The sequence below is a fragment of the Pseudomonas sp. R3-56 genome (assembly GCF_051132075.1).
Classification (GTDB): domain Bacteria; phylum Pseudomonadota; class Gammaproteobacteria; order Pseudomonadales; family Pseudomonadaceae; genus Aquipseudomonas.
Genome location: NZ_CP071657.1, coordinates 5,930,190 through 5,954,288 on the forward strand (window position 1 = coordinate 5,930,190; position 24,099 = coordinate 5,954,288).

8 protein-coding genes are annotated in these 24,099 nt (G+C 61.4%); 6 read left to right on the forward strand and 2 right to left on the reverse strand.

Annotated elements, in window-relative coordinates; genetic code table 11:
* The first annotated feature begins 246 nt into the window (after window positions 1–246).
* Together J3P96_RS26895 and J3P96_RS26900 are read left to right on the forward strand one after the other, a co-directional pair.
* Window positions 247–14,076 carry a retention module-containing protein gene (locus J3P96_RS26895; RefSeq protein WP_434654236.1) on the forward strand — a complete coding sequence of 4,610 codons (13,830 nt, stop codon included), beginning with the start codon at window positions 247–249 and terminating at the stop codon, window positions 14,074–14,076.
* Between the two features lie 120 nt (window positions 14,077–14,196).
* Window positions 14,197–14,535, forward strand: coding sequence for a tryptophan synthase subunit beta (locus J3P96_RS26900; RefSeq protein WP_305497599.1), 339 nt, complete (start codon window positions 14,197–14,199; stop codon window positions 14,533–14,535).
* Window positions 14,536–14,719: 184 nt separating this feature from the next.
* On the opposite strand, the gene lapD is transcribed toward J3P96_RS26900, so the two are convergent.
* Together lapD and lapG are read right to left on the reverse strand one after the other, a co-directional pair.
* Complete coding sequence (lapD, locus tag J3P96_RS26905) at window positions 14,720–16,666, reverse strand: cyclic di-GMP receptor LapD (RefSeq protein WP_434654239.1); 1,947 nt, start codon at window positions 16,664–16,666, stop codon at window positions 14,720–14,722.
* 14 nt (window positions 16,667–16,680) lie between these two features.
* Window positions 16,681–17,343, reverse strand: a complete 663-nt coding sequence (gene lapG, locus J3P96_RS26910) for a cysteine protease LapG (protein ID WP_434570450.1) — start codon at window positions 17,341–17,343, stop codon at window positions 16,681–16,683.
* A 232-nt stretch (window positions 17,344–17,575) separates the two neighbouring features.
* Between lapG and J3P96_RS26915 the strand changes: the two genes are divergently transcribed.
* The 4 genes from J3P96_RS26915 (at window position 17,576) to J3P96_RS26930 (ending at window position 24,086) form a co-directional block, all read left to right on the forward strand.
* Window positions 17,576–18,256, forward strand: coding sequence for a GntR family transcriptional regulator (locus J3P96_RS26915; RefSeq protein WP_434626617.1), 681 nt, complete (start codon window positions 17,576–17,578; stop codon window positions 18,254–18,256).
* 688 nt (window positions 18,257–18,944) lie between these two features.
* Complete coding sequence (locus J3P96_RS26920) at window positions 18,945–19,721, forward strand: DUF3050 domain-containing protein (RefSeq protein WP_434654241.1); 777 nt, start codon at window positions 18,945–18,947, stop codon at window positions 19,719–19,721.
* Window positions 19,718–20,650 (forward strand): diiron oxygenase, encoded by a 933-nt coding sequence (locus tag J3P96_RS26925; protein ID WP_434654244.1) that lies wholly within the window; start codon window positions 19,718–19,720, stop codon window positions 20,648–20,650. Before J3P96_RS26920 ends, J3P96_RS26925 begins: the two co-directional genes overlap by 4 nt.
* A 10-nt stretch (window positions 20,651–20,660) precedes the next feature.
* Window positions 20,661–24,086, forward strand: a complete 3,426-nt coding sequence (locus tag J3P96_RS26930) for an amino acid adenylation domain-containing protein (RefSeq protein ID WP_434654246.1) — start codon at window positions 20,661–20,663, stop codon at window positions 24,084–24,086.
* The last annotated feature ends 13 nt before the right edge of the window (window positions 24,087–24,099 follow it).

Here is a 24,099-nt window from a genome sequence, read left to right on the forward strand (position 1 = left end):
CGCACCGAAAGAACAGGTCGCCGCTTAAATATCAATGTGACATTACAGGGGCGATTGTTTAGGATGGCCAGCATAAGGTCAATAGTTTGGCAGAAACAAAATAAGCCGAACTAGCTGTCAAAATATCGTCATATTTCCAGCGTCAAAACATTATCCCTTTGTGCGCATGAACGTCCAGACCGCTATGGCCAACGAGGCTGTCGGGTCCATGGAAGTCTACTGAACGTGGTACCCGGAGAGTCTTCAATGAGCAGTGTTATTGCCGTTGTCAAAAGCATTGTTGGTCAGGTTTTCGTCGTTTCCCCCGAGGGCATTCGGCGCGTACTCATTGAAGGCGATCGCCTTAACGTAGGCGACCAGTTGGACACCGGCCCTGCCGGCGCCGTCACGTTGGAACTGGCTGACGGCCGCACGCTCGACCTGGGCCGCGATACCCAGTGGAGCGCCAGCGCGCCGGACTCTTCCACCGACCTCGAACAGGCCACTGCCCAAGCCGCGCCCTCAGTAGAAGAGCTGCAGCAAGCCATCGCCGCCGGTGTCGACCCGACCACCGCCCTGGAAGCCACCGCGGCCGGCGCCACCGCTGCCGGTACAGGCGGAGCCGTGGGCGGCGGTCATAGCTTCGTCGTGCTGGATGCCACGGCCGGCAGCGTCGACCCCACCATCGGCTTCCCGACCGAAGGTCTCGCTGCGGCCGCGGCAGCCGATGACAACATACTGGGTGGTGACGACAACGCCGATACCACCGCCAACGCCGTGCTCAATGCGACGATGACCTTGAGCGCCACCCCGACCCTGACAGAGGCCGGGGGCGTGCTGGTCTACACCGCGACCGTGACCCAGGCGCCGCAAACCAACCTGACCGTAACCCTGTCCAACGGCGCGGTGATCGTGATCCCGGCCGGGCAGCTGACCGGTAGCGTCAACGTGCCCCTGGCACCGAACGACACGGTCTACAACGACCCCAGCCAAGTCAGCGTGACCGTCACCGGCACCACTGGCGGCACCGGCATCGCCGTGACCCTGCCGACCACGCCAGCCTTGACGCAGATCACCGACACCGTCGACACCACCACCGTCACCCTGAGCGCCGGCAATACTGTCACCGAAGGCGGCCTGATCACCTACACCGCGACGCTGACCAACCCGGCCCAGACGCCGGTAACCGTGACATTGAGCAATGGCTCGGTCATCACGATTGCCGCTGGCCAGACCACCGGTACCGTGGCTGTCGATACTCCGGCTAACGACGCCTATAACAACGGCAGCACCGTCAGCACTACGATTACCGGCGCTACTGGCGGTAACTTCGAAAATCTGGTGCCGAGCACTACGCCTGCGGTTACTACGATCACTGATTCGGCTGACGCCACTGGCCTGACTTTGACCGCCAGCGAAACCATCACCGAAGGCGGCCAGATCACTTACACCGCCACGTTGACCAATCCGGCCCAGACGCCGGTGACCGTGACGTTGAGCAATGGCTCGGTCATTACCATCGCCGCCGGACAAACCACCGGTACCGTGGCGGTAAATACTTCGGCTAACGACGTCTACAACAATGGCAGCACTGTCAGTACTACGATTACTGGCGCAACCGGCGGTAACTTCGAGAACCTGGTGCCCAGCCCTACGCCTGCGGTCACCACGATCTCTGACTCGGCTGATACGACTGGCCTGACGCTCAGCGCCAGCGAAACCATCACCGAAGGTGGCCAGATCACCTACACCGCCACGTTGACCAATCCGGCCCAGACGCCGGTGACCGTGACGTTGAGCAATGGCTCGGTCATTACCATTGCCGCTGGCCAGACCACCGGCACCGTTGCCGTGGATACCCCGGCCAACGACGTCTACAACAACGGCAGTACCGTCAGCACCACGATCACCGGCGCAACCGGCGGCAACTTCGAAAACCTGGTGCCGAGCACGACGCCTGCGGTTACTACGGTCACTGATTCGGCTGATACGACTGGCCTGACGCTCAGCGCCAGCGAAACCATCACCGAAGGCGGTCAGATCACTTACACCGCGACGCTGACCAATCCTGCCCAGACGCCGGTGACCGTGACGTTGAGCAATGGCTCGGTGATCACTATCGCCGCCGGCCAGACCACCGGTACCGTGGCTGTCGATACCCCGGCCAACGACGTCTACAACAATGGCAGCACTGTCAGCACTACGATTACCGGCGCAACCGGCGGCAACTTCGAGAATCTGGTGCCGAGCACTACGCCTGCGGTTACTACGATTACTGATTCGACTGATGCTACCGGCTTGACCCTTTCCGCGACTGACACCGTTGCCGAAGGCGGCTCGATTGTTTACACCGCGACCCTGACCAACGCAGCGGGCTCGCCTGTCACCATTACCTTGAGCAACGGCGCCGTGATCAATATCGCCGCCGGCGCTACCACTGGCACCGTCACTGTCGACGCGCCGAAAGACGATGTCTACAAGGATGCCGGCAAGGTTGAAGTCAGCATCGACACGGCAGTTGGCGGTAACTTTGAGAATCTGGTGCCTAACACTGCACCAGTCGTCACCGATGTGACCGACACCCTCGACACCAGCACCGTTTCGCTCACTGCGACTTCGACGGTTGGCGAAGGCGGCACTGTGGTTTACACCGCTTCGGTGAATGCTCCAGTCACCGGCGCTCCGCTCGTAGTCAACTTGAGCAACGGCCAATCCATTACTATCCCCGTGGGTTCCAGCTCCGGCTCAGTGAACCTCACCGCGCCCAACGATGCGTTGGCGGGTGGCAGCAACCTGAGCGTCAAGATCGACGACGCGAAAGGCGGCAACTACGAAAACCTGGAAATTGACGGCAAGCCTGCGGACACCGCAGTCACCGATTCGACTGATGCCACGGGCTTGACCCTGTCCGCGACCGACACCGTTGCTGAAGGCGGCTCCATCGTTTACACCGCGACCCTGACCAACGCAGCGGGCTCGCCTGTCACCATCACCCTGAGCAACGGCGCGGTGATCAACATCGCCGCCGGCGCCACCACTGGCACCGTAACTGTCGACGCACCGAAAGATGACGTCTACAAAGACGCTGGCAAGGTTGAAGTCAGCATCGACACGGCAGTTGGCGGCAACTTCGAAAACCTGGTGCCTAACACTGCACCAGTCGTGACCGACGTCACCGACACGCTCGACACCTCGACCGTCAGCCTGACGGCTTCACCTTCCGTGAGCGAAGGCGGCACTGTGGTTTACACCGCTTCGGTAAACGCTCCAGTCACCGGTGCTCCGCTGGTCGTCACGCTGTCGAATGGCCAAAGCATCACTATCCCGGTCGGCGCAAGCTCCGGTTCGGTGAATTTCACCGCACCAAACGATGCGTTGGCGGGCGGTAGCAACCTCAGCGTCAAGATCGACGACGCGAAAGGTGGCAACTACGAAAACCTGGAAATCGACGGCAAGCCTGCGGATACCGCGGTCACCGATTCGACTGATGCCACGGGCCTGACCCTTTCCGCGACCGACACCGTAGCTGAAGGCGGCTCGATTGTTTACACCGCGACCCTGACTAACGCTGCCGGCTCGCCTGTCACCATCACTTTGAGCAACGGCGCGGTCATCAACATCGCCGCTGGCGCCACCACTGGCACCGTAACTGTCGACGCACCGAAAGATGACGTCTACAAAGACACCGGCAAAGTTGAAGTCAGCATCGATAAGGCTGTCGGTGGCAACTTCGAAAACCTGGTGCCTAACACTGCACCAGTCGTCACCGACGTGACCGATACCCTCGATACCAGCACCGTTTCGCTCACCGCGACTTCGACGGTTGGCGAAGGCGGCGTTGTGGTTTACACCGCTTCGGTGAATGCTCCGGTCACCGGCGCTCCGCTGGTCGTCACCCTGTCGAACGGCCAAAGCATCACCATCCCAGTCGGCGCAAGCTCCGGTTCGGTGAATTTCACCGCACCAAACGATGCGTTGGCGGGCGGTAGCAACCTCAGCGTCAAGATCGACGACGCGAAAGGCGGCAACTACGAAAACCTCGAAATCGACGGCAAGCCTGCGGACACCGCAGTCACCGATTCGACTGATGCTACGGGCCTGACGCTTTCCGCAACCGACACCGTTGCTGAAGGCGGCTCGATTGTTTACACCGCGACCTTGACCAATGCGGCCGGCTCGCCTGTCACCATCACCCTGAGCAACGGCGCGGTGATCAACATCGCCGCCGGCGCCAAGACCGGTACCGTGACCGTCGATGCACCGAAAGATGACGTCTACAAAGACGCCGGCAAAGTCGAAGTCAGCATCGACAAGGCCGTTGGCGGTAACTTTGAGAACCTGGTCCCGAACACTGCACCTGCCGTGACCGACGTCACCGACACGCTCGACACCTCGACTGTCAGCCTGACGGCTTCCCCTTCCGTGGGCGAAGGCGGCACTGTGGTTTACACCGCTTCGGTGAACGCTCCAGTCACCAGCGCTCCGCTCGTAGTGACCTTGAGCAACGGCCAGTCCATCACCATTCCGGTTGGTTCGAGCTCCGGCTCGGTGAATTTCACCGCACCTAACGATGCGTTGGCGGGCGGTAGCAACCTGAGCGTCAAGATCGACGACGCCAAAGGTGGCAACTACGAAAATCTGGAAATCGACGGCAAGCCTGCGGATACCGCAGTAACTGATGCCCAAGACACTACCGGTCTGACCCTGTCCGCGACTGATACTATCGCTGAAGGTGGTTCCATCGTTTACACCGCGACCCTGTCCAATGCGGCCGGCTCGCCTGTCACCATTACCCTGAGCAACGGCGCGGTGATCAACATCGCCGCCGGCGCCAAGACCGGCACCGTGACCGTCGACGCGCCAAAGGACGACGTCTACAAAGACGCCGGCAAAGTTGAAGTCAGCATCGATAAAGCTGTCGGTGGCAACTTCGAAAACCTGGTGCCAAGCACCACGCCAGCCGTGACCGACGTCACCGATACGCTCGACACTTCGACTGTCAGCCTGACGGCGCCCTCTTCCGTGGGCGAAGGCGGCACTGTGGTTTACACAGCATCCGTAAACGCTCCAGTCACCGGCGCTCCGTTGGTCGTCACGCTGTCGAATGGCCAAAGCATCACTATCCCGGTCGGCGCAAGCTCCGGTTCGGTGAATTTCACCGCACCAAACGATGCGTTGGCGGGCGGTAGCAACCTCAGCGTCAAGATCGACGACGCGAAAGGCGGCAACTACGAAAACCTGGAAATCGACGGCAAGCCTGCGGACACCGCAGTCACCGATTCGACTGATGCCACGGGCCTGACCCTTTCCGCGACCGACACCGTAGCTGAAGGCGGCTCGATTGTTTACACCGCGACCCTGACCAATGCTGCCGGTTCGCCTGTCACCATCACCCTGAGCAACGGCGCAGTGATCAACATCGCTGCCGGCGCCACCACTGGCACCGTGACCGTCGACGCGCCAAAAGATGACGTCTACAAAGACACCGGCAAAGTTGAAGTCAGCATCGATAAAGCTGTCGGTGGCAACTTCGAAAATCTGGTGCCTAACACTGCACCAGCCGTCACCGATGTGACCGACACCCTTGACACTAGCACTGTGTCGCTCAGCGCAACTTCGACTGTTGGCGAAGGCGGCACTGTGGTTTACACAGCATCCGTAAACGCTCCAGTCACCGGCGCTCCGTTGGTCGTCACCCTGAGCAACGGCCAGTCCATCACCATCCCAGTTGGTTCGAGCTCCGGCTCAGTGAACTTCACCGCGCCTAATGATGCATTGGCGGGCGGTAGCAACCTCAGCGTCAAGATCGACGACGCCAAAGGCGGCAACTATGAAAACCTGGAAGTCGACGGTAAGCCTGCGGATACGACCGTTACGGACGTTCAAGACACTACCGGTCTGACTCTGTCCGCGACTGATACTGTCGCTGAAGGCGGTTCCATCGTTTACACCGCGACCCTGACTAACGCTGCCGGCTCGCCTGTCACCATCACCCTGAGCAACGGTGCCGTGATCAACATCGCCGCTGGCGCCAAGACCGGCACCGTGACCGTCGATGCACCGAAAGACGACGTCTACAAAGACGCCGGCAAAGTTGAAGTCAGCATCGACAAGGCCGTTGGCGGCGACTTTGAAAACCTGGTGCCTAACACTGCACCAGCGGTGACCGACGTCACCGACACGCTCGACGCTTCGACTGTCAGCTTGACCGCTTCCCCTTCCGTGGGCGAAGGCGGCACCGTGGTTTACACCGCTTCGGTGAACGCTCCAGTCACCGGCGCCCCGCTCGTGGTGAACTTGAGCAACGGCCAGTCCATCAGCATTCCAGTCGGCGCAAGCTCTGGCTCGGTGAACTTCACCGCACCTAATGATGCGTTGGCGGGTGGCAGCAACCTGAGCGTCAAGATCGACGACGCGAAAGGTGGCAACTACGAAAACCTGGAAATCGACGGCAAGCCTGCGGATACCGCGGTCACCGATTCGACTGATGCCACGGGCCTGACCCTTTCCGCGACCGACACCGTAGCTGAAGGCGGTTCGATTGTTTACACCGCGACCCTGAGCAACGCAGCGGGCTCGCCTGTCGCCATCACCCTGAGCAACGGCGCGGTGATCAACATCGCCGCTGGCGCGACCACTGGCACCGTGACCGTCGACGCGCCAAAAGACGACGTCTACAAGGACGCCGGTAAGGTCGAAGTCAGCATCGATAAAGCCACCGGTGGCAACTTCGAAAACCTGGTGCCTAACACTGCACCAGTCGTGACCGACGTCACCGACACGCTCGACACCTCGACTGTCAGCTTGACCGCGTCACCTTCCGTGGGCGAAGGCGGCGTAGTGGTGTATACCGCTTCGGTAAACGCTCCAGTCACCGGCGCTCCGCTGGTCGTTACGCTGTCGAATGGTCAAAGCATCACCATCCCGGTCGGCGCAAGCTCTGGCTCGGTGAACTTCACCGCGCCTAACGATGCGTTGGCGGGCGGCAGCAACCTCAGCGTCAAGATCGACGACGCGAAAGGTGGCAACTACGAAAACCTGGAAATCGACGGCAAGCCTGCGGATACCGCGGTCACCGATTCGACTGATGCCACGGGCCTGACCCTTTCCGCGACCGACACCGTTGCCGAAGGCGGCTCGATTGTTTACACCGCGACCCTGACTAACGCTGCCGGCTCGCCGGTGACCATCACCCTGAGCAATGGCGCCGTGATTAATATCGCTGCCGGCGCTACCACTGGGACCGTAACTGTCGACGCGCCGAAAGATGACGTCTACAAGGACGCCGGCAAGGTCGAAGTCAGCATCGATAAAGCTACCGGTGGCAACTTCGAAAACCTGGTGCCTAACACTGCACCTGCCGTGACCGACGTCACCGACACGCTCGACACCTCGACTGTCAGCCTGACGGCCTCACCTTCCGTGAGCGAAGGCGGCACTGTGGTTTACACCGCTTCGGTGAACGCTCCGGTCACCGGTGCTCCGCTCGTAGTGACCTTGAGCAACGGCCAGTCCATCACCATCCCCGTCGGTTCGAGCTCCGGCTCGGTGAACTTCACCGCGCCTAACGACGCCCTCGCGGGCGGCAGCAACCTCAGCGTCAAGATCGACGACGCGAAAGGCGGCAACTACGAAAACCTGGAAATCGACGGCAAGCCTGCGGACACCGCAGTCACCGATTCGACTGATGCCACGGGCCTGACCCTGTCCGCGACCGACACCGTTGCTGAAGGCGGCTCGATTGTTTACACCGCGACCTTGTCCAATGCGGCCGGCTCGCCTGTCACCATCACTTTGAGCAATGGCGCGGTGATCAACATCGCGGCTGGTGCTACCACTGGGACCGTAACTGTCGACGCACCGAAAGATGATGTCTACAAAGACGCTGGCAAAGTTGAAGTCAGCATCGATAAAGCTACCGGTGGCAACTTCGAAACTCTGGTGCCGAACACTGCACCAGCCGTCACCGATGTGACCGACACCCTCGATACCAGTACCGTTTCGCTCACCGCGACTTCGACTGTTGGCGAAGGCGGCACCGTGGTTTACACCGCTTCGGTGAACGCTCCAGTCACCGGCGCTCCGCTCGTAGTGACCTTGAGCAACGGCCAGTCCATTACTATCCCCGTGGGTTCCAGCTCTGGCTCAGTGAACTTCACCGCACCTAATGATGCATTGGCGGGCGGTAGCAACCTCAGCGTCAAGATCGACGACGCGAAAGGCGGCAACTACGAAAACCTGGAAATCGACGGCAAGCCTGCGGATACCGCAGTCACCGATTCGACTGATGCCACGGGCCTGACCCTGTCCGCGACCGACACCGTCGCCGAGGGCGGTTCGATTGTTTACACCGCGACCTTGACCAATGCGGCCGGCTCGCCTGTCACCATCACTTTGAGCAACGGCGCGGTGATCAACATCGCCGCCGGCGCCACCACTGGCACCGTAACTGTCGACGCACCGAAAGATGACGTCTACAAAGACGCTGGCAAGGTTGAAGTCAGCATCGACACGGCAGTTGGCGGCAACTTTGAAAACCTGGTGCCTAACACTGCGCCAGTCGTGACGGACGTGACCGATACGCTCGACGCTTCGACTGTCAGCTTGACCGCTTCCCCTTCCGTGGGCGAAGGCGGCACTGTGGTTTACACAGCATCCGTAAACGCTCCAGTCACCGGCGCTCCGTTGGTCGTCACGCTGTCGAATGGCCAAAGCATCACTATCCCGGTCGGCGCAAGCTCCGGTTCGGTGAATTTCACCGCACCAAACGATGCGTTGGCTGGCGGTAGCAACCTGAGCGTCAAGATCGACGACGCCAAGGGCGGCAACTACGAAAACCTCGAAATCGACGGCAAGCCTGCGGATACCGCAGTAACTGATACCCAAGACACTACCGGTCTGACGCTGTCTGCAACCGACACCGTCGCCGAGGGTGGTTCGATTGTTTACACCGCGACCCTGACCAATGCTGCCGGTTCGCCTGTCACCATCACCCTGAGCAACGGCGCAGTGATCAACATCGCTGCCGGCGCAACCACTGGCACCGTGACCGTCGACGCGCCGAAAGATGACGTCTACAAAGACGCCGGCAAAGTTGAAGTCAGTATCGATAAAGCTACCGGCGGCAACTTCGAAAACCTGGTGCCTAACACTGCACCAGTTGTAACCGATGTCACCGATACGCTAGACGCTTCGACTGTCAGCTTGACCGCGTCACCTTCCGTGGGCGAAGGCGGCGTAGTGGTATATACCGCTTCGGTAAACGCTCCAGTCACCGGCGCTCCGCTGGTCGTTACGCTGTCGAATGGTCAAAGCATCACCATCCCGGTCGGCGCAAGCTCTGGCTCGGTGAACTTCACCGCACCTAATGATGCATTGGCGGGTGGTAGCAACCTGAGCGTCAAGATCGACGACGCGAAAGGTGGCAACTACGAAAATCTGGAAATCGACGGCAAGCCTGCCGGCACCACCGTCACCGATGTCCAGGACACCACCGGCCTGAGCCTGAGCGCCACCAACTCGGTCGTCGAGGGCGGCCAGATCACCTATACGGCGACCCTCACCAACGCCGCTGGTTCGCCAGTGACCGTGACCCTGAGCAACGGCGCGGTGATCAACATCGCTGCCGGCGCCAAGACCGGCACCGTGACCGTCGACGCGCCGAAAGACGACGTCTACAAGGACGCCGGCAAGGTTGAAGTCAGCATCGACAAGGCTGTCGGTGGCAACTTCGAAAACCTGGTGCCGAGCACCACGCCAGCCGTGACCGACGTCACCGATACTCTGAACACCAGCACCGTTTCGCTCACCGCGACTTCGACTGTTGGCGAAGGCGGCACCGTGGTCTACACCGCTTCGGTGAACGCTCCAGTCACCGGCGCTCCGCTCGTAGTGACCTTGAGCAACGGTCAAAGCATCACCATCCCAGTCGGCGCAAGCTCCGGCTCGGTGAACTTCACCGCGCCTAACGATGCGTTGGCGGGCGGCAGCAACCTGAGCGTCAAGATCGACGACGCCAAGGGCGGCAATTACGAAAACCTGGAAATCGACGGCAAGCCTGCCGGCACCACCGTCACCGATGTCCAGGACACCACCGGCCTGAGCCTGAGCGCCACCAACTCGGTCGCCGAGGGCGGCCAGATCACCTATACCGCGACCCTCACCAACGCCGCTGGCTCGCCAGTGACCGTGACCCTGAGCAACGGCGCGGTGATCAACATCGCCGCCGGTGCCAAGACCGGTACCGTGACCGTCGATGCGCCGAAAGATGATGTCTACAAAGACGCCGGCAATGTCGAAGCAACGATCAAGACGGCCACCGGGGGTAACTTCGAGCACCTGGTGCCGAGCACCACGCCAGCCGTGACCGCCGTGACCGACACGCCTGACAACACCACCGTCAGCATCACCGGCAGCAGTTCGGTCACCGAAGGCCAGGCCGCCACTTACACGGTCAACCTGACGAACCCGGCGCAAACCGAGGTAACGGTCAAGATCGTCTACAGCGGTACCGCCGCCGATGGCTCGGACTTCACCGGTGTCTACACCGTGAAGATCCCGGCCAACGCCACCAGCGCCAGCTTCAACGTGGCGACCCTGGACGACAAGATCACCGAAGGCACTGAAAACTTCGTGGTCAAGATCGACTCGGCCACCGGTGGCAACTTCGAGAACCTGGCGGTCAGCGGCACCAATGGCAGCGTCAGCACTTCGATCATCGACAACGATGCGGCGCCGGTACTCGATCTGGATGCCAACAATTCCAGCGGCAAGACCGGCGCCGATTACCAGGTGACCTTCACCGAAGGCACCGCGGGCCCAGGCGTATCGATCGGCGACACTGACCTGAAAATCACCGACCCGGACAGCACCCAGCTGACCGGCGCCACCATCGTGCTGACCAACCGTCAGCCTGGCGATCATCTGAACCTGGGCAATAGCGTCAACGGCATCAGCATCAACGCCAATAGCACCGACGGCAAAATCGTCCTGACGCTGACGGGCAATGCGACGTTGGCCGACTACATGCAGCAGATCAAGAACATCAGCTTCATCAACAACAGCGAAGATCCGAGCACCGTACCGCGCGTCATCACCGTGACAGTGACCGACGGCACGAGCTACTCCAACACCGCCACCACCACCGTGAACGTGGTCGGAGTCAACGACGCACCCGTAGCCACCGGTGGCGCGGTGACCGGTACCGAAGACACTTCACTGGTCCTCGGCTGGTCGACGTTCGGCATCAGCGACGTGGACAGCGCCGCCACCAGCCAGGGTGTGAAAATCACCGGGCTGCCGGGTGACGGCAAGTTGCAGTACCTGGACGGCGCAACCTGGAAGGACGTGACCAACAACCAGACCTTCACCAAGGCCGACATCGACGCCGGCAAGCTGCGCTTCACACCCGATGCCAACGAATCCGGGGCCGATGGCTACGGCGGCAGCGGCGTGGGCAACAAGCAGGCTGACTACGCGCAGATCAAGTTCCAGCCAACCGACGGCCAGACTCTGGGGAACACCGGCACCGTGAAGATCGACATCACGCCAACCGCCGATGCGCCGACCCTCAACGTCGCCGGCAACAACGTGACCTCTACCGGCCTGATCAAGGAAGTCTGGACCGGCCTGTCGGGCCTGGGCACCGACGGCAATGGCGCGCCGTCCGGCACGCTCAAGTCGGTGATCGACGCCGCCGGCACGCCGAACAGCAGCACCAATGTGAGCAACGTTCAGAACGACGGCAACGTCAATCCGGGCACCGCGTCGAAGACCTCGGGCCTGATCTTCCTGGAAGCCGGCAAGACCTACACCTTCAGCGGCACCGGCGACGACAGTTTGCTGGTGACCATCGGCGGCAAGACCGCCGCGGCCATCACTTGGGGTGCGGGCGGCCAGTTGAACGGTTCGTTCACGCCGACCACCAGCGGCTATTACACCCTGGATATCTACCACCACAACCAGACCGGCCCAGGCAGTTATGACGTGAACCTGTCGGTCAACGGCAGCACGCCGGTGGACCTGAGCAGCGCAGGCGTACCGCTGTATACCGGCGTGGCTGACTTGGTGAGTGCCGGGGTTTCCGTTTCCGACCTGCACGGCACCAATGGCGAAGGCTACTACGACGGCTACAAGCTCAACGAAGGTGCTGAAGGCGGCAGCGTGAAGCTGTCGAAGATCACCACCGCCCTGACCGACACCGATGGCTCCGAAAGCCTGAGCGTGAAAATCGGCGGCATGCCGGAAGGCAGTGTGCTGAGCGATGGCGCGGGACACACCGCAACCGTGGGCGCCAACGGCGAAGCTTCGCTCACCGGCTGGAACCTGGGTAGCCTCAACCTGACGCCACCGACCTACTTCAGCGGCCAGATCAACCTGACCGTAACGTCGACCTCCACCGAATCCCTCGGCGGGTCGGCAGTGACGACCGCGCAGATCCCGGTCACCGTTTACCCGGCGACCTATAACGCTGTCACCGCCACCTCCGGCAGCGACAATGTCACCGGTACCGACGGCAACGACATCGTGGTCGCCGACATCGGCGGCCTGACCGTGGTACCGGGCGTCAACTACAACATCGCGTTCATGGTCGACAGCTCCGGCAGCATGAGTTCGTCGTCCGTCACAGCCGCCAAGAACTCGCTGACCCAGGTGTTCAACACGCTCAAGCAGAGCCTGGGCAGCAACTCCGGGACGGTGAACATCTTCCTGGCGGACTTCGATAACCAGGTAAACAAGAACGTTGCGGTCAACCTCAACGACCCGAACGCGCTGACACTGCTCAAGAGCGTGCTCGACTCGATGGTGTCCGGCGGCAATACCAACTATGAAGACGTGTTCAAGACCACCGCGAACTTCTTCAACAGCACCCAGGCCCTGAGTAATACCGGCGCGAAGAACCTGACGTACTTCATCACCGACGGTGAGCCAACGCGCTACCAGTCCGGCGAACAGACGAACCCGACGCTGTACGGCACCGTCAAGCTCGACGACGTGCTGAGTGCGTCCAACTATACCGTTGGCAAGTACTACACCCAGACGATCGACAGCACACACAAATTCACCATCGAAGAAAATGGCGACATGTACCTGTCGACCAAGAGCGGCAAGAACAACTGGAATGACAGTTACGTCGGCACGGTGCGTGCCGAGGGCAACGGCACGTTCGAGTTCTCCAACCTGGACGGCGGCGGGTGGGGCGACTCCTCGGCAGCAGCCGGCTCAGCGGCCAGCTTCACCCTGCTCAAAGGCTTGAGCAACGTTGAAGCCATCGGCCTGAACAACGGCGTCACCCTGGACGACCTCAAGCCGTACGACTCCGATGGCAAGCCGCAAACCAACATCGACCCCAAGGACCTGGCCAACTCGATCATCGGCCACACCGAAGCGACGTTGCCAGGTGCCGACACGGTCAATGGCGGCGACGGCAACGACATCCTGTTCGGCGACCTGGTGAGCTTCAACGGCATCGCCGGCGAGGGTTACCAGGCCATCCAGTCGTTCGTGGCCCAACAAAGCGGCGTGGACGTCAGCAAGGTCAGCACTTCGAACGTGCACCAGTACATCACCGAGCACTACACCGCGTTCGATGTGTCCGGTGCCCATGATGGCAATGACACTCTGCTGGGCGGCGCCGGCAACGACATCCTCTTCGGCCAAGGCGGCAACGATTTGCTCGACGGCGGCAAGGGCAATGACATCCTGCTCGGTGGCAGCGGCAGCGACATCCTGATCGGCGGCAAGGGCAACGACACGCTCATCGGTGGCCTGGGCGGCGATACCTTCGTCTGGAAATCCGGCGACACCGGCACTGACGTGATCAAGGACTTCAAGGCCGCCGAAGGTGACCGGATCGACCTGCGAGACCTGTTGCAGGGCGAAACCGGCAGCACCATCGACCACTTCCTGAAGATCAGCACGGTCGATGGCGTGTCTTCTCTGCAAGTCAGCACCACCGGTCAATTCAACGCGGCCAACACTGCGGCGACGCCGGACGTGACGATCAAGCTGGAAGGCAACAACTGGTCGAACATCAACCTGAACTCGCTCATCGCTGGCAGTGACCCGACCATCAAGATCGATCACAACAACAGCTGAACCTGACACAGACTCTGTGGCGAGGGAGCTTGCTCCCTCGCCACAGGATAAGTGTTCATAATCCCCACAGTTGGCCTATGCTGCCCAGCATGACGCCGCTTCATACATGAGGGATGCCCGATGTTTTATGTGCAACGCGATGCGCAAGGCCTGCTGGTGCGCGTCGAAGCCGCCGCTTATGCCGAGGCCACCGAGACCTTGCCGGCCGACAACCATGAGATCCAGGACTGGTTCGCCAACCAGGCGGTAGAGAACAGCCTCAAGCAACTCAAGCAGAGCGACCTGGAGATGATCCGGGTACTCGACGACCTGATTCAGGTACTCACCAGCAAAGGCGTCATCCGCGTCACCGACCTGCCGCCAGCGGCCCAGGCCAAGCTGATGGACCGCAACCAGGCACGGGAAGCGCTGGGCGGGTTGAGTCGGTTGATCGATGACGATGAGAAGGGGTTGATCTGATTCACCGCTGACCGTGGCGAGGGAGCAAGCTCCCTCGCCACGGGTTGTGCGGTGTCTGGGCTGGCGCCATCGCGAGCAGGCTCGCTCCTACAGTGGATGGGGGTAGATTTCAAACTTCAGCCCAACAAAAAACCATGTGGGAGCGAGCCTGCTCGCGAAGGCTCACTGACAGACAACGCAGCACTCATCCCCAACGCTTAGGCTCGCCCACCAACTGCCCTTGCACCCCAAACAACCCCATCTCGCGAATCACCGCCAGTTCGCCTTCCGTCTCAACCCGCTCGGCAATCAGCGGCAGGTCGATGCTGTGGGCGGCGCGCTGGATGGCTTCGATGAACAGGCGCTTGTCGCTCTCCTGGTCGATGGCGCGAATATAACTGCCGTCGATTTTCAGATACGCCAGCCCCAGCCGCGACAAGTTGCCGATCATGCTGAACCGTCCGCCGAAACGCTGCAGGCTCAGGGAGAAACCGAGCTCGCGCAACTGCCGGGTCAACTGCTCCAGCACCGCTTGCTCAGGTAATTGCTCCTCACCGATCTCCAGGGTCAGGCGCGCCCCGAGATTGCCGTGAGCCCGCAGGATTTCAAAGACCTTGTTCAAAGCCTGCGGGTCGGCCAGCGTGGCAGAGGACAGGTTGAGCGCCAGGGATTGCTCGTGCCCGGCCATTTGCTTGAGCACCTGTTCGAGCATCAGGCGGTCCAGGCGCGCAGTCCAGCCGAAGCGCTCCAGCCATGGCAGGAAACGCCCGGCGGGGATGCTCTGGCCCTGATCGTCGAGCAGCCGCGAAAGCACTTTGTAATGCAGCACCACCTGGGTGTCCTGGGCGGCCACCACCGGCTGGAAATACAGCTCGAAACGCTGATTGCTCAACGCCTGGTCAAGCAGGTTGTGCCAGGCATGGTGATCATCGCCAACGCTGGCCGACGCGCTGTGATCCAGGCAGGCCCAGCCCGGTTCACCCTGGGTTTCGGCCTGGGCCAGCGCCTGGTCGCCGAGCTGGAGCACCGCTTGCGGCGAGTCGCCGTGGACGAACGGCGCCAGCCCGATGGAGGCCACCGATGCGACGTCCGTCGCGCCGGTGGCGTGCAGGCTCGACAACGCGCCTTCGAGATTCTGCGCCAGTTGCAAGGCTTCCTCGCGCACCAGCCCGGGCGCCAACACGGCGAACTCTCCGCCGCGGATGCGCGTCACCAGGTTATGGGTTTCCGGATAACGCGCGCACTCACGCAGCAATTGCTCGCCCACGGCCTTGAGCAACTGATCGGTGCGCTGCCCGCCCAGCCGCTGGTTCAACCCGGCCAGGTCCCTGACCCGCAACAACAGCAGATAACCGGAACTGGCCTGCTCGGGATTGCTCACCCGGGCATGCAGCTGCATTTCGAAGTAACGTCGGTTGGCCAGGCCCGTGAGGTTGTCCTGATAGGACTCGACCCGCAGCTTCTCGCTGCGCTCGGCCTGCTCCTGGAACAGCGCCTTGAGCTTTTCGACCATCTGGTTCATCGCCTGCACCACCCGGCGCAGCTCAGGGGTACGCGGCAGCTCCGGCAAGCTGAGGAACTCCCGACGGGCGATGGCATGGGACTGGTGCACCATGTAATCCAGCGGCTTGAGCTGACGGCGCAGCAGCAAGGCCCCCAACACCGCGCTCACAGCGCCGCACAGCAACAGCCAACCCAGGCTGCCCAGCGCGCTCTGCCACAGCTTGGCGAGGGCGAACATAGGGTGGCTGACCACTTCGACCCGTGCCGCCTGCTCCCAGCCCCGACTGACGAGCGCATCGCCACCGGCCGGCTCCAGGCCAATGAGCTTGATGAACCACTGCGGTACGTTGCCGGCGTCCGGAATGCCGGTGCGTTCGACGATGGTGCTGTCGTTCTTCACGTCGACCACGCGGATGCTTGCGTAGTAGCCGCTGTCGAAGATCGAGCTGACCATCAGCTCGACCATTGCCGGGTCGTCGATATTCGGCGTCAGCGACAAGGCCAGCGCCGTGGCCGCATCCTGCGCGTGCGAGCGCAATTGATTGACGTACTGGGTCCGCGAGCTTTCCAGGCTGACCATGAAGCTGCCGCTGAAGGCAACCACCAGGAACAGACAGATAGCGATCAACAGCTGTTTGAACAAGGACATCTGAGCGCGCGCTCCTAGTTAGTCGTCTCGACCGGAAAACCTTCGGCCTGCATTTTTTTCAACACATCCTGCCAGCGGGACAGGCGCTTGGTGTCACCCACTTTTTTGTTGCCCTTGGCGCCCGGCAGCCACAGCCCTTCGGCATTGAAAGAGTAGACCGGCAGCAGGTCGGTTCGCTGGCTGGCCGGCTGGATACCGTCGATCAGGCTGTCGAGTACCAAGGGCATGGCATCGGGCGTGGCGTAGTAGGTCAGCACCATGTGCGCCCGGTTCTGCCGCAAGGCCTTGACGTAGGTGATGCGCAGCTTGTCACTGGACACCCCGAGCCGGCGCAGGCTGAAATACTTGGCGATGGCGTAATCCTCGCAATCACCTGCGCCCTTCCATAAGGCCTGGATAGGGGTTTCCCAGTAATCAACCTCACGCCACAGGTCGATGTCTTCGACGTAGCGCACCTGCTTGTTGAAAAACAGATTCACTACCTTGAGTTGTTCCAGTTCCGGAATCTGCTTCTGGGTCGCCAACAGTTGCTGCCACGCGTCGATCCGTTGCTGCCCTTCGCCCAAAGGCCCATATAACGCTTGCGCCCGGCGGCTGATCTGCGCAAAGTCCCAATCGGCCCGCAGGCCGCCCAGCAGCAGGCCGGCCAGCAACAATGCCGAACACAGCCAACGCATGGACCTGAGGACAGGAAAAGGTGCAGCCAAGGGGAATACGTCCGAAAAGGGCCGTTGGAAAATTCGTTGGATGGTGAAGCCTGGCCGGGCAAAAGACAATGGCAGGATGCAATCACCGCAAGCAGTCTAAACTTTAGTTCAGGAACCGGCGCCGCGAGACTTTGACGGCTTGGCAATCTGTAACTAATGTTGGCTTGGATCCAATTTCGTTACTACCAGTCAGGGTGTTGTCGTGACAAAGAAGCCCAACCCGTTAAGCACTATCCAGGTCAACGGCCCCATTCCCGCCTCCCAGGCCCGCGCCATCATCGAGAGCTCCCTGCGTGAAGCCATTCTCGATGGGCGCCTGCCCAGTGGCACGGCGCTACGCCAACAGGAACTGGCCGACCTGTTCGGCGTCAGCCGCATGCCGGTACGCGAGGCATTACGCCAGCTCGAGGCGCAGTCATTGCTAAACGTGGTACAGCACAAGGGCGCCGTGGTGGCTCCGCTGATCACCAGCAATGCGATCGAGACCTATGCCTTGCGTTCGGTCCTGGAAAGCTTCGCCCTGCGCCTGTCCGTTCCGCTGCTCAACGACAACGACCTGACGATGGCCGCCCAGTACATCGAGCAACTCGAGGCGCAAACCGACTACGCCGAGATCGCCAGGCTCAATCGGCTGTTTCATATGTCGCTTTACCACAGGGCACCCAACGCCAAGCTGCTTGACCTGGTCGAGCACGAGCTCAATGAGGAAGAGCGTTTCCTGCGTTTTCACATGTCATCGATGGGCCTGGGCACGCTGACCCAGGACGACCACCGCGCGATGCTCGCAGCCGCGGTGGCGAAGGATGTCGACACAGCGGTCGCCTTGCTTGAGCAGCACTTGGAAAAAGCCTCCGTCACCATGCGCCGATACCTCAACCAATAAGCGCAACCCCATCTCTGCGCCGGCGACGCGGCCGGCGTAGCACTTTCTTACACATCCTTCCTACACCCCCCATGGCCCTGCCCGGCGCGGTCTGACTGCGCCCGCGTTCCAGCGCGACGTCAGTCCGATGGAACTGCTATCCATTTGGGCTCACTCTTGCGTTTATCGATTCAAAAAAGACCTGAAGAAGTCAGCGCCTGGCTGTGGCCCAGGCGAATCGAAGCCATCACGCAAGGAGCGTCGTCCGAACGGCGAGATGACCCGCAAGTCTGGTCGGTCTCCCGCCCACAAAACATCACTTACTTAATTCCCGTTCTCTGAAGTGCTCCGGGTGAGGCATTCACTCGTACCATTCGATTCTGATAGTTATAAATCGGAAGGAGCAACTTCGACCCAATAAAACTTATATGAAAAGTTTTAACAACCCTCTTCACGCCCGAGAAATACGCCAACTTAAATATATAAAAAATAACTTGCAGAGCCTTTGTTACATGCACTAACTTTTTCTACGTCGAGTTGCCTTCGACCCCAAGACTCATGACAGAAAGGCCTCCAGCAGGCCTTTCAACCCTGAGCAAAAATAAAACATCTGTATCAAGAAAACATGGACTCCGGTTCACGCGCTCGCTCGCACCGAAAAAACTGGCGAAGCAACTTCCGGACAAAAATCATTGATGAGGACGTTCCAATGCAGCCAACCAAAGAACAACTATTCCTGAAGAAACTCGAACTTGGTGAACACCCGGTTTTTTCTGAAATAACATCAATCGACCTGTTGCGCCGTTTTATGGAAAGTCATGTTTTTGCCGTGTGGGATTTCATGTCCCTGACCAAGCGCCTGCAACGCGAGCTGACCTGTATCCAGTTGCCGTGGCTACCTCCGGCCGACCCGCACGCAGCACGGCTGATCAATGAAATCGTCTTGGGGGAAGAATCCGATGACCGTCCCGGAGCGGGCTATTGCAGCCATTTCGAGCTGTACCTGGACGCCATGCGCGAGGTCGGCGCGGATACCCGGCCCATTGAGCAATTCATTGCCCTGCAACAGGAAGGCGTCAGCCCAGAGACGGCGCTGGACAGCGTCGAGGTAGACCCGGCCGCAGCGCGCTTCGTACGCCAGACCTTGCATACTGCCTTGCACGCCCCGGCCCACAGCGTGGCCGCCGCGTTCGTGCACGGTCGCGAAAGCGTCATCCCGCAGATGTTCCAGCGCATGCTGGATGCCTGGGGCATCGGCCTGGACCAGGCACCGACGTTTCGTTATTACTTGCAACGGCATATCGAAGTGGACTCCGAAGACCACGGCCCGGCTGCGGAAAAACTCCTGGCACGGCTGATCGATGGCGACCCGCAGCGCGAGCGCGAAGTCCTTGCCGCCGCCCTCGCCGCCGTCCACAGCCGCGCGGCGTTGTGGGATGGCTTGCGCCAGAGCATGGCCCTGCCCGTTGCGCAGGTGACGCCATGAACGCCATTTCATACCAGTCCTTCGCCGACACCTGGGAAAGCCGCGCCACCATCCGTACCCGACCACGGCGCCGGGTCGAGGACGACGACAAGCTGATCTTCCCCATGAGCCGTCAGCCTCTTGTGCACAGCCAGACCTTTCTCAGCCACTGCCCGCAGTTGCGCGATTTTGTCTTGGTGCAGAGCCTCTACAAATTCATCAATGACGTGGTGATTTTCGAGACTGAGCTGGTGGACCACACCGCGCGGCGCATCGCCAAGAACCGCTTCGGCATCGAGTTTCCGTTCGCCTGTCGCTACGACGCGATGACTGTGGTGGTGGATGAGGACTACCACGCGCTGGTCGCCATGGACTTCATGCAACAGACCATCGACATGACCGGCATCGAGCCGATCCCGCTGCCCGACCAGATCGAACTCAGCCGCGCGGTCCCAGCCACGCTGGCGCGCGCACCGGAGCATTTGCTCAGTGCCGTGGAGCTGATCTGCATCGCCATTGCTGAAAACACGGTGACCAACGAAGTGGCGGCCTTTGCCCGGGATGATTCGGTCAAGGCCTCGATCAAGGGTCTGATGGCGGACCACTTGCAGGATGAGGGCCGACACTCCGGTTTCTGGACACGGTTGGTGCAGATTTACTGGCGCACCGCACCGGAAGAAGACCGCCAAGCCATCGCGCAACTGATGCCCGGCTTCATTGCCGAGTACCTGGCGAGCGACCTGCAACAACAGTTCGATTTCGAGCTGATCGCCCATCTGCCCGTCGATGAATCGGTACGTCAGTCGCTGCGGGATGATGCCAGTGCGTTGGCGTACCCGATCAATCGTTTTCACCCGCTGGTGGGCAACATCACACGCTTTTTTCGCACCAGCTCGATGCTCGCATCACCGTGCGTGTGCGATGCCCTGGCCGACTACCTGACCCCATGAGGAGCTTTCGATGAAACGCCTCGAAATTGCGCTATCCGGCACCAGCCAGGCCATAGCCGAACTGGCCCGGGAACTTGAACTTCACGGTCATTCGGTCAGGGATTTTCGATCGCCAACCGCCCACGGCGCGGTCGACCTGTCGATCGATGACGGTACGCTGCCGTGTGCCACGCAGGCGCGCTTTCGACTTCATGTGCGCGTGGCGCTCCAGGCCCTGCCAGGCCAGGCATTACCGCAACCGGTAGTGGTTTTCCGCGACGCTGCACAGCGCCTGTTATCCGAGGCTGTGGTTGCCCCGCCAAACCGGGGCAACGGCCAGTCATTGCGCCTCTGCGCACTGGCGGCGGTGGTCGAGCACGGCGCCCGGCTGGTCAGCCAACTCTCGCGGGACGAGACCCGCTTCGACACCTGGCCGACGCTGGAAACCGCCGTTGCAGACGAGCTCCTGCACGGGCTCGATGCGCTGGAGCCGCTGGCTTTCGAACATCACCTCAACCGCGCCCCGGTGCCCTGGCTCCTGGCCGCCGCCCAAGTGCCGGTGATAAACAGCATCGAACAATGCATGCTTGATCAGCCGACGCAACCGGCCCTGTGGGTCGATGGTCAGCTCATCGACTACCGATCCTTGCGCGACCTGACGCTCAGGTTGCAACAATCGATGCTGGAAATCCTGCCGGGCGCGGCTGATCGCCCGAAGGTGATCGGCGTGTGCCTGCCCAAATCCGCGCCGCTGTATGCAGCGATCCTGGCGGTTTTGGGATGCGGAGCGGTGTACCTGCCGCTGGACCCGCAACACCCGGCGCAGCGGCGGCGCTTCATCCTGGAAAATGCCCAGGCCGATCTGCTGCTGCATGACGTGCAAAGCGACCTGGACGACTGCGCAATACCCAGGCTGAACGTCCATCGACTGCCCTCTTCGAAACCGACCATCCCGCTCTCGACAATCCGGCGCGTGGCGGGCATCGACGAGCCGGCCGTGGCGATCTACACCTCCGGCACCACCGGCCAGCCCAAAGGCGTGTTGCTCAGCCAGCGCAACCTCAGCCATTTTTGCGCGTGGTACTGCGACCATGTCGAGTTGGGGCGCGACAGTCGCGCACTGCAGTTTTCCACCATCAACTTCGACGCGTCGCTGCTGGACATCCTGCCGACGTTCATCCAGGGCGGACTGTTGATCGTGCCCAGCGAAGACCAGCGCCGCGACCCGCAGCAACTGGTCGCGTTGCTTCGCGCACAGCGCGTCAGCCACGCCTTCCTGCCACCGGCACTGCTGAGCGTACTGCCGCTGGACGCGCCGCTGGGGCTGGATCACCTGGTCACCGGAGGGGATGTCTGCGAGCCGTATGTGATCGAGCAACTGGCGCCACAGTGCCGCTTCCACAATATCTATGGCCCGACCGAAACCACGGTGCTGGCGACCACGCGGCAGTTCGGCAGCGGCGACAACAATCGCAACCTTGGCAGGCCCATAGCCAATGCCCGGTTGCTGATTCTGGACGAGCAACGGCAACCGGTGCCCGACGGCACGCCCGGTGAGCTTTACATTGCCGGGCCGGGTGTCGGCCTGGGGTACCTGAACGCTCCGGAATTGACCGCCGAGCGCTACCTCAACCTGACGCTGCCCACCGGGCAGACGCTGCGGGCCTATCGCACCGGTGATATCGGCCAGTGGACGGACGATGGGATCGAGCTGTGTGGACGTCGCGATAACCAGGTGAAGATCCGTGGCTTTCGGGTCGAGCCCGAGGAGATCGAGCATTGCCTGCGCGACAGCCAGCTGTTTCGTCAGGTGGCGGTGGGGGTGGATGAACGCCGGCGGATCCTGGCGTTCCTGGTGAACCCTGTGCAAGAGCGGCCCGGCGCGGCTCTTCAGGCATTGCGCGAGCATGTGCAGGACAGGTTGCCCAGCTACATGCACCCGACGGCCTACATCGAGTTGCCCAGCCTGCCTTACACCAGCAATGGCAAGGTTGATCGCCGGGCGTTGCTTGCCTCGGCGGGGCCGGTCCAGGCCGAAGGCCAGGGACGCCAGCCGCAGAACGCCTTGGAAAACCAGCTGCGTGCGCTTTGGGCCGAGCTGCTGGAACTGCCGGCCGAGGACATCGCCACCGACGAGAGCTTCTTCAACCTCGGTGGGCATTCGATTCTGTTGTCGCAATTGCTGCTGAGCATCCGCCAGTCGTTCGGCCGTAGCCTGTCGATCAATCGCTTCATCGAAGCGCCGACGCTGATCACCCTGGCGAAGCTGCTCGACGACTCCGAACAGAGCGGTACGTCAACGCTGAGCCCGCAGGCTTTCATCGATGCCGAGGCGGAGCTCAACCTTGATCCACTGCCCATCAGCCAGAGCGGTGACGTCCACAAAGTGTTGGTGACCGGTGCCAACAGCTTTCTCGGCGTACACATCGTCGAGGCGCTGCTGGCGTGGGGCGCCACCGAGGTTGCGTGCCTGGTACGTGAGTCCGGCGGGCAAAGCGCGGCCGAACGGTTCGCCCAGGCCCTGCGGGACAATCGCCTGGAGCACCTGGACCTGAGTCGCGTCAGCGTCTACGCCGCCGACATCACCCAACCGCAACTAGGTTTGCCGGACGACATCTACCAACGCATCGACAGCACCTTCGGCGCGCTGGTGCACAATGCGGCCCACGTCAACCACGTGCTCGACTACGAGTCCCTGGCGCGGGACAACGTCGAGCCGATCTTCGAATGCCTGCGCCTGTGCGAAGGCCGGCGCAAGAAGATCTTCAACTTCGTCTCGACGCTCTCGGCTTCCAGCGCCCTGGACGCCGATGGCCAGGTGTTGGAGCAACCGGCGGCGCAGACACCGCCGATCTATATCAAGAACGGCTACAACCTGTCCAAATGGGTCGGCGAGCGGATCCTGCAGCGGGCCCGTGACCTTGGCGTGCGGGTTAACCTGTTCCGCCCCGGTAACATCAGCTTCAACAGCCAGACGGGGGTCTGCCAACCCCACAAGAACCGGTTGATGCTGATGCTCAAGGGCTCGATCCAGCTCGGCCAGGTGCCGGCCCTGTCGCTCAACTTCGACCTGATGCCGGTGGACTTCCTGGCCCGTTTCATCGCCTTCCACGCCAGCCGCTACCAACCGAACCAGGCCGTGTTCAATCTGCACAACCCCGAACCGCTGAGCTGGGACGCCTACGTGGCGTCGTTCCGTGACAGCGGCCGGGCGTTTTCCCTGGTGAGCGTCGCCGACTGGCAACGGCAATTGGCGCGGGTCGATGCCGACAACGCGTTGTTCGGCGTGCTGGGCTTCTATCTGAACGGCTTCGAGGAGGACATCGGCGACATCTCGCTGATCCGCCATGACAACGCCCGGTCCGGCGTCCGGCAGATGGGCGCGCGCTACCCGGAAAAATCCCCGGCCCTGCTACGCCGTGGCGCGGACTACCTCAAGGCCATTGATTTCATCTGAACCATCCCACCCC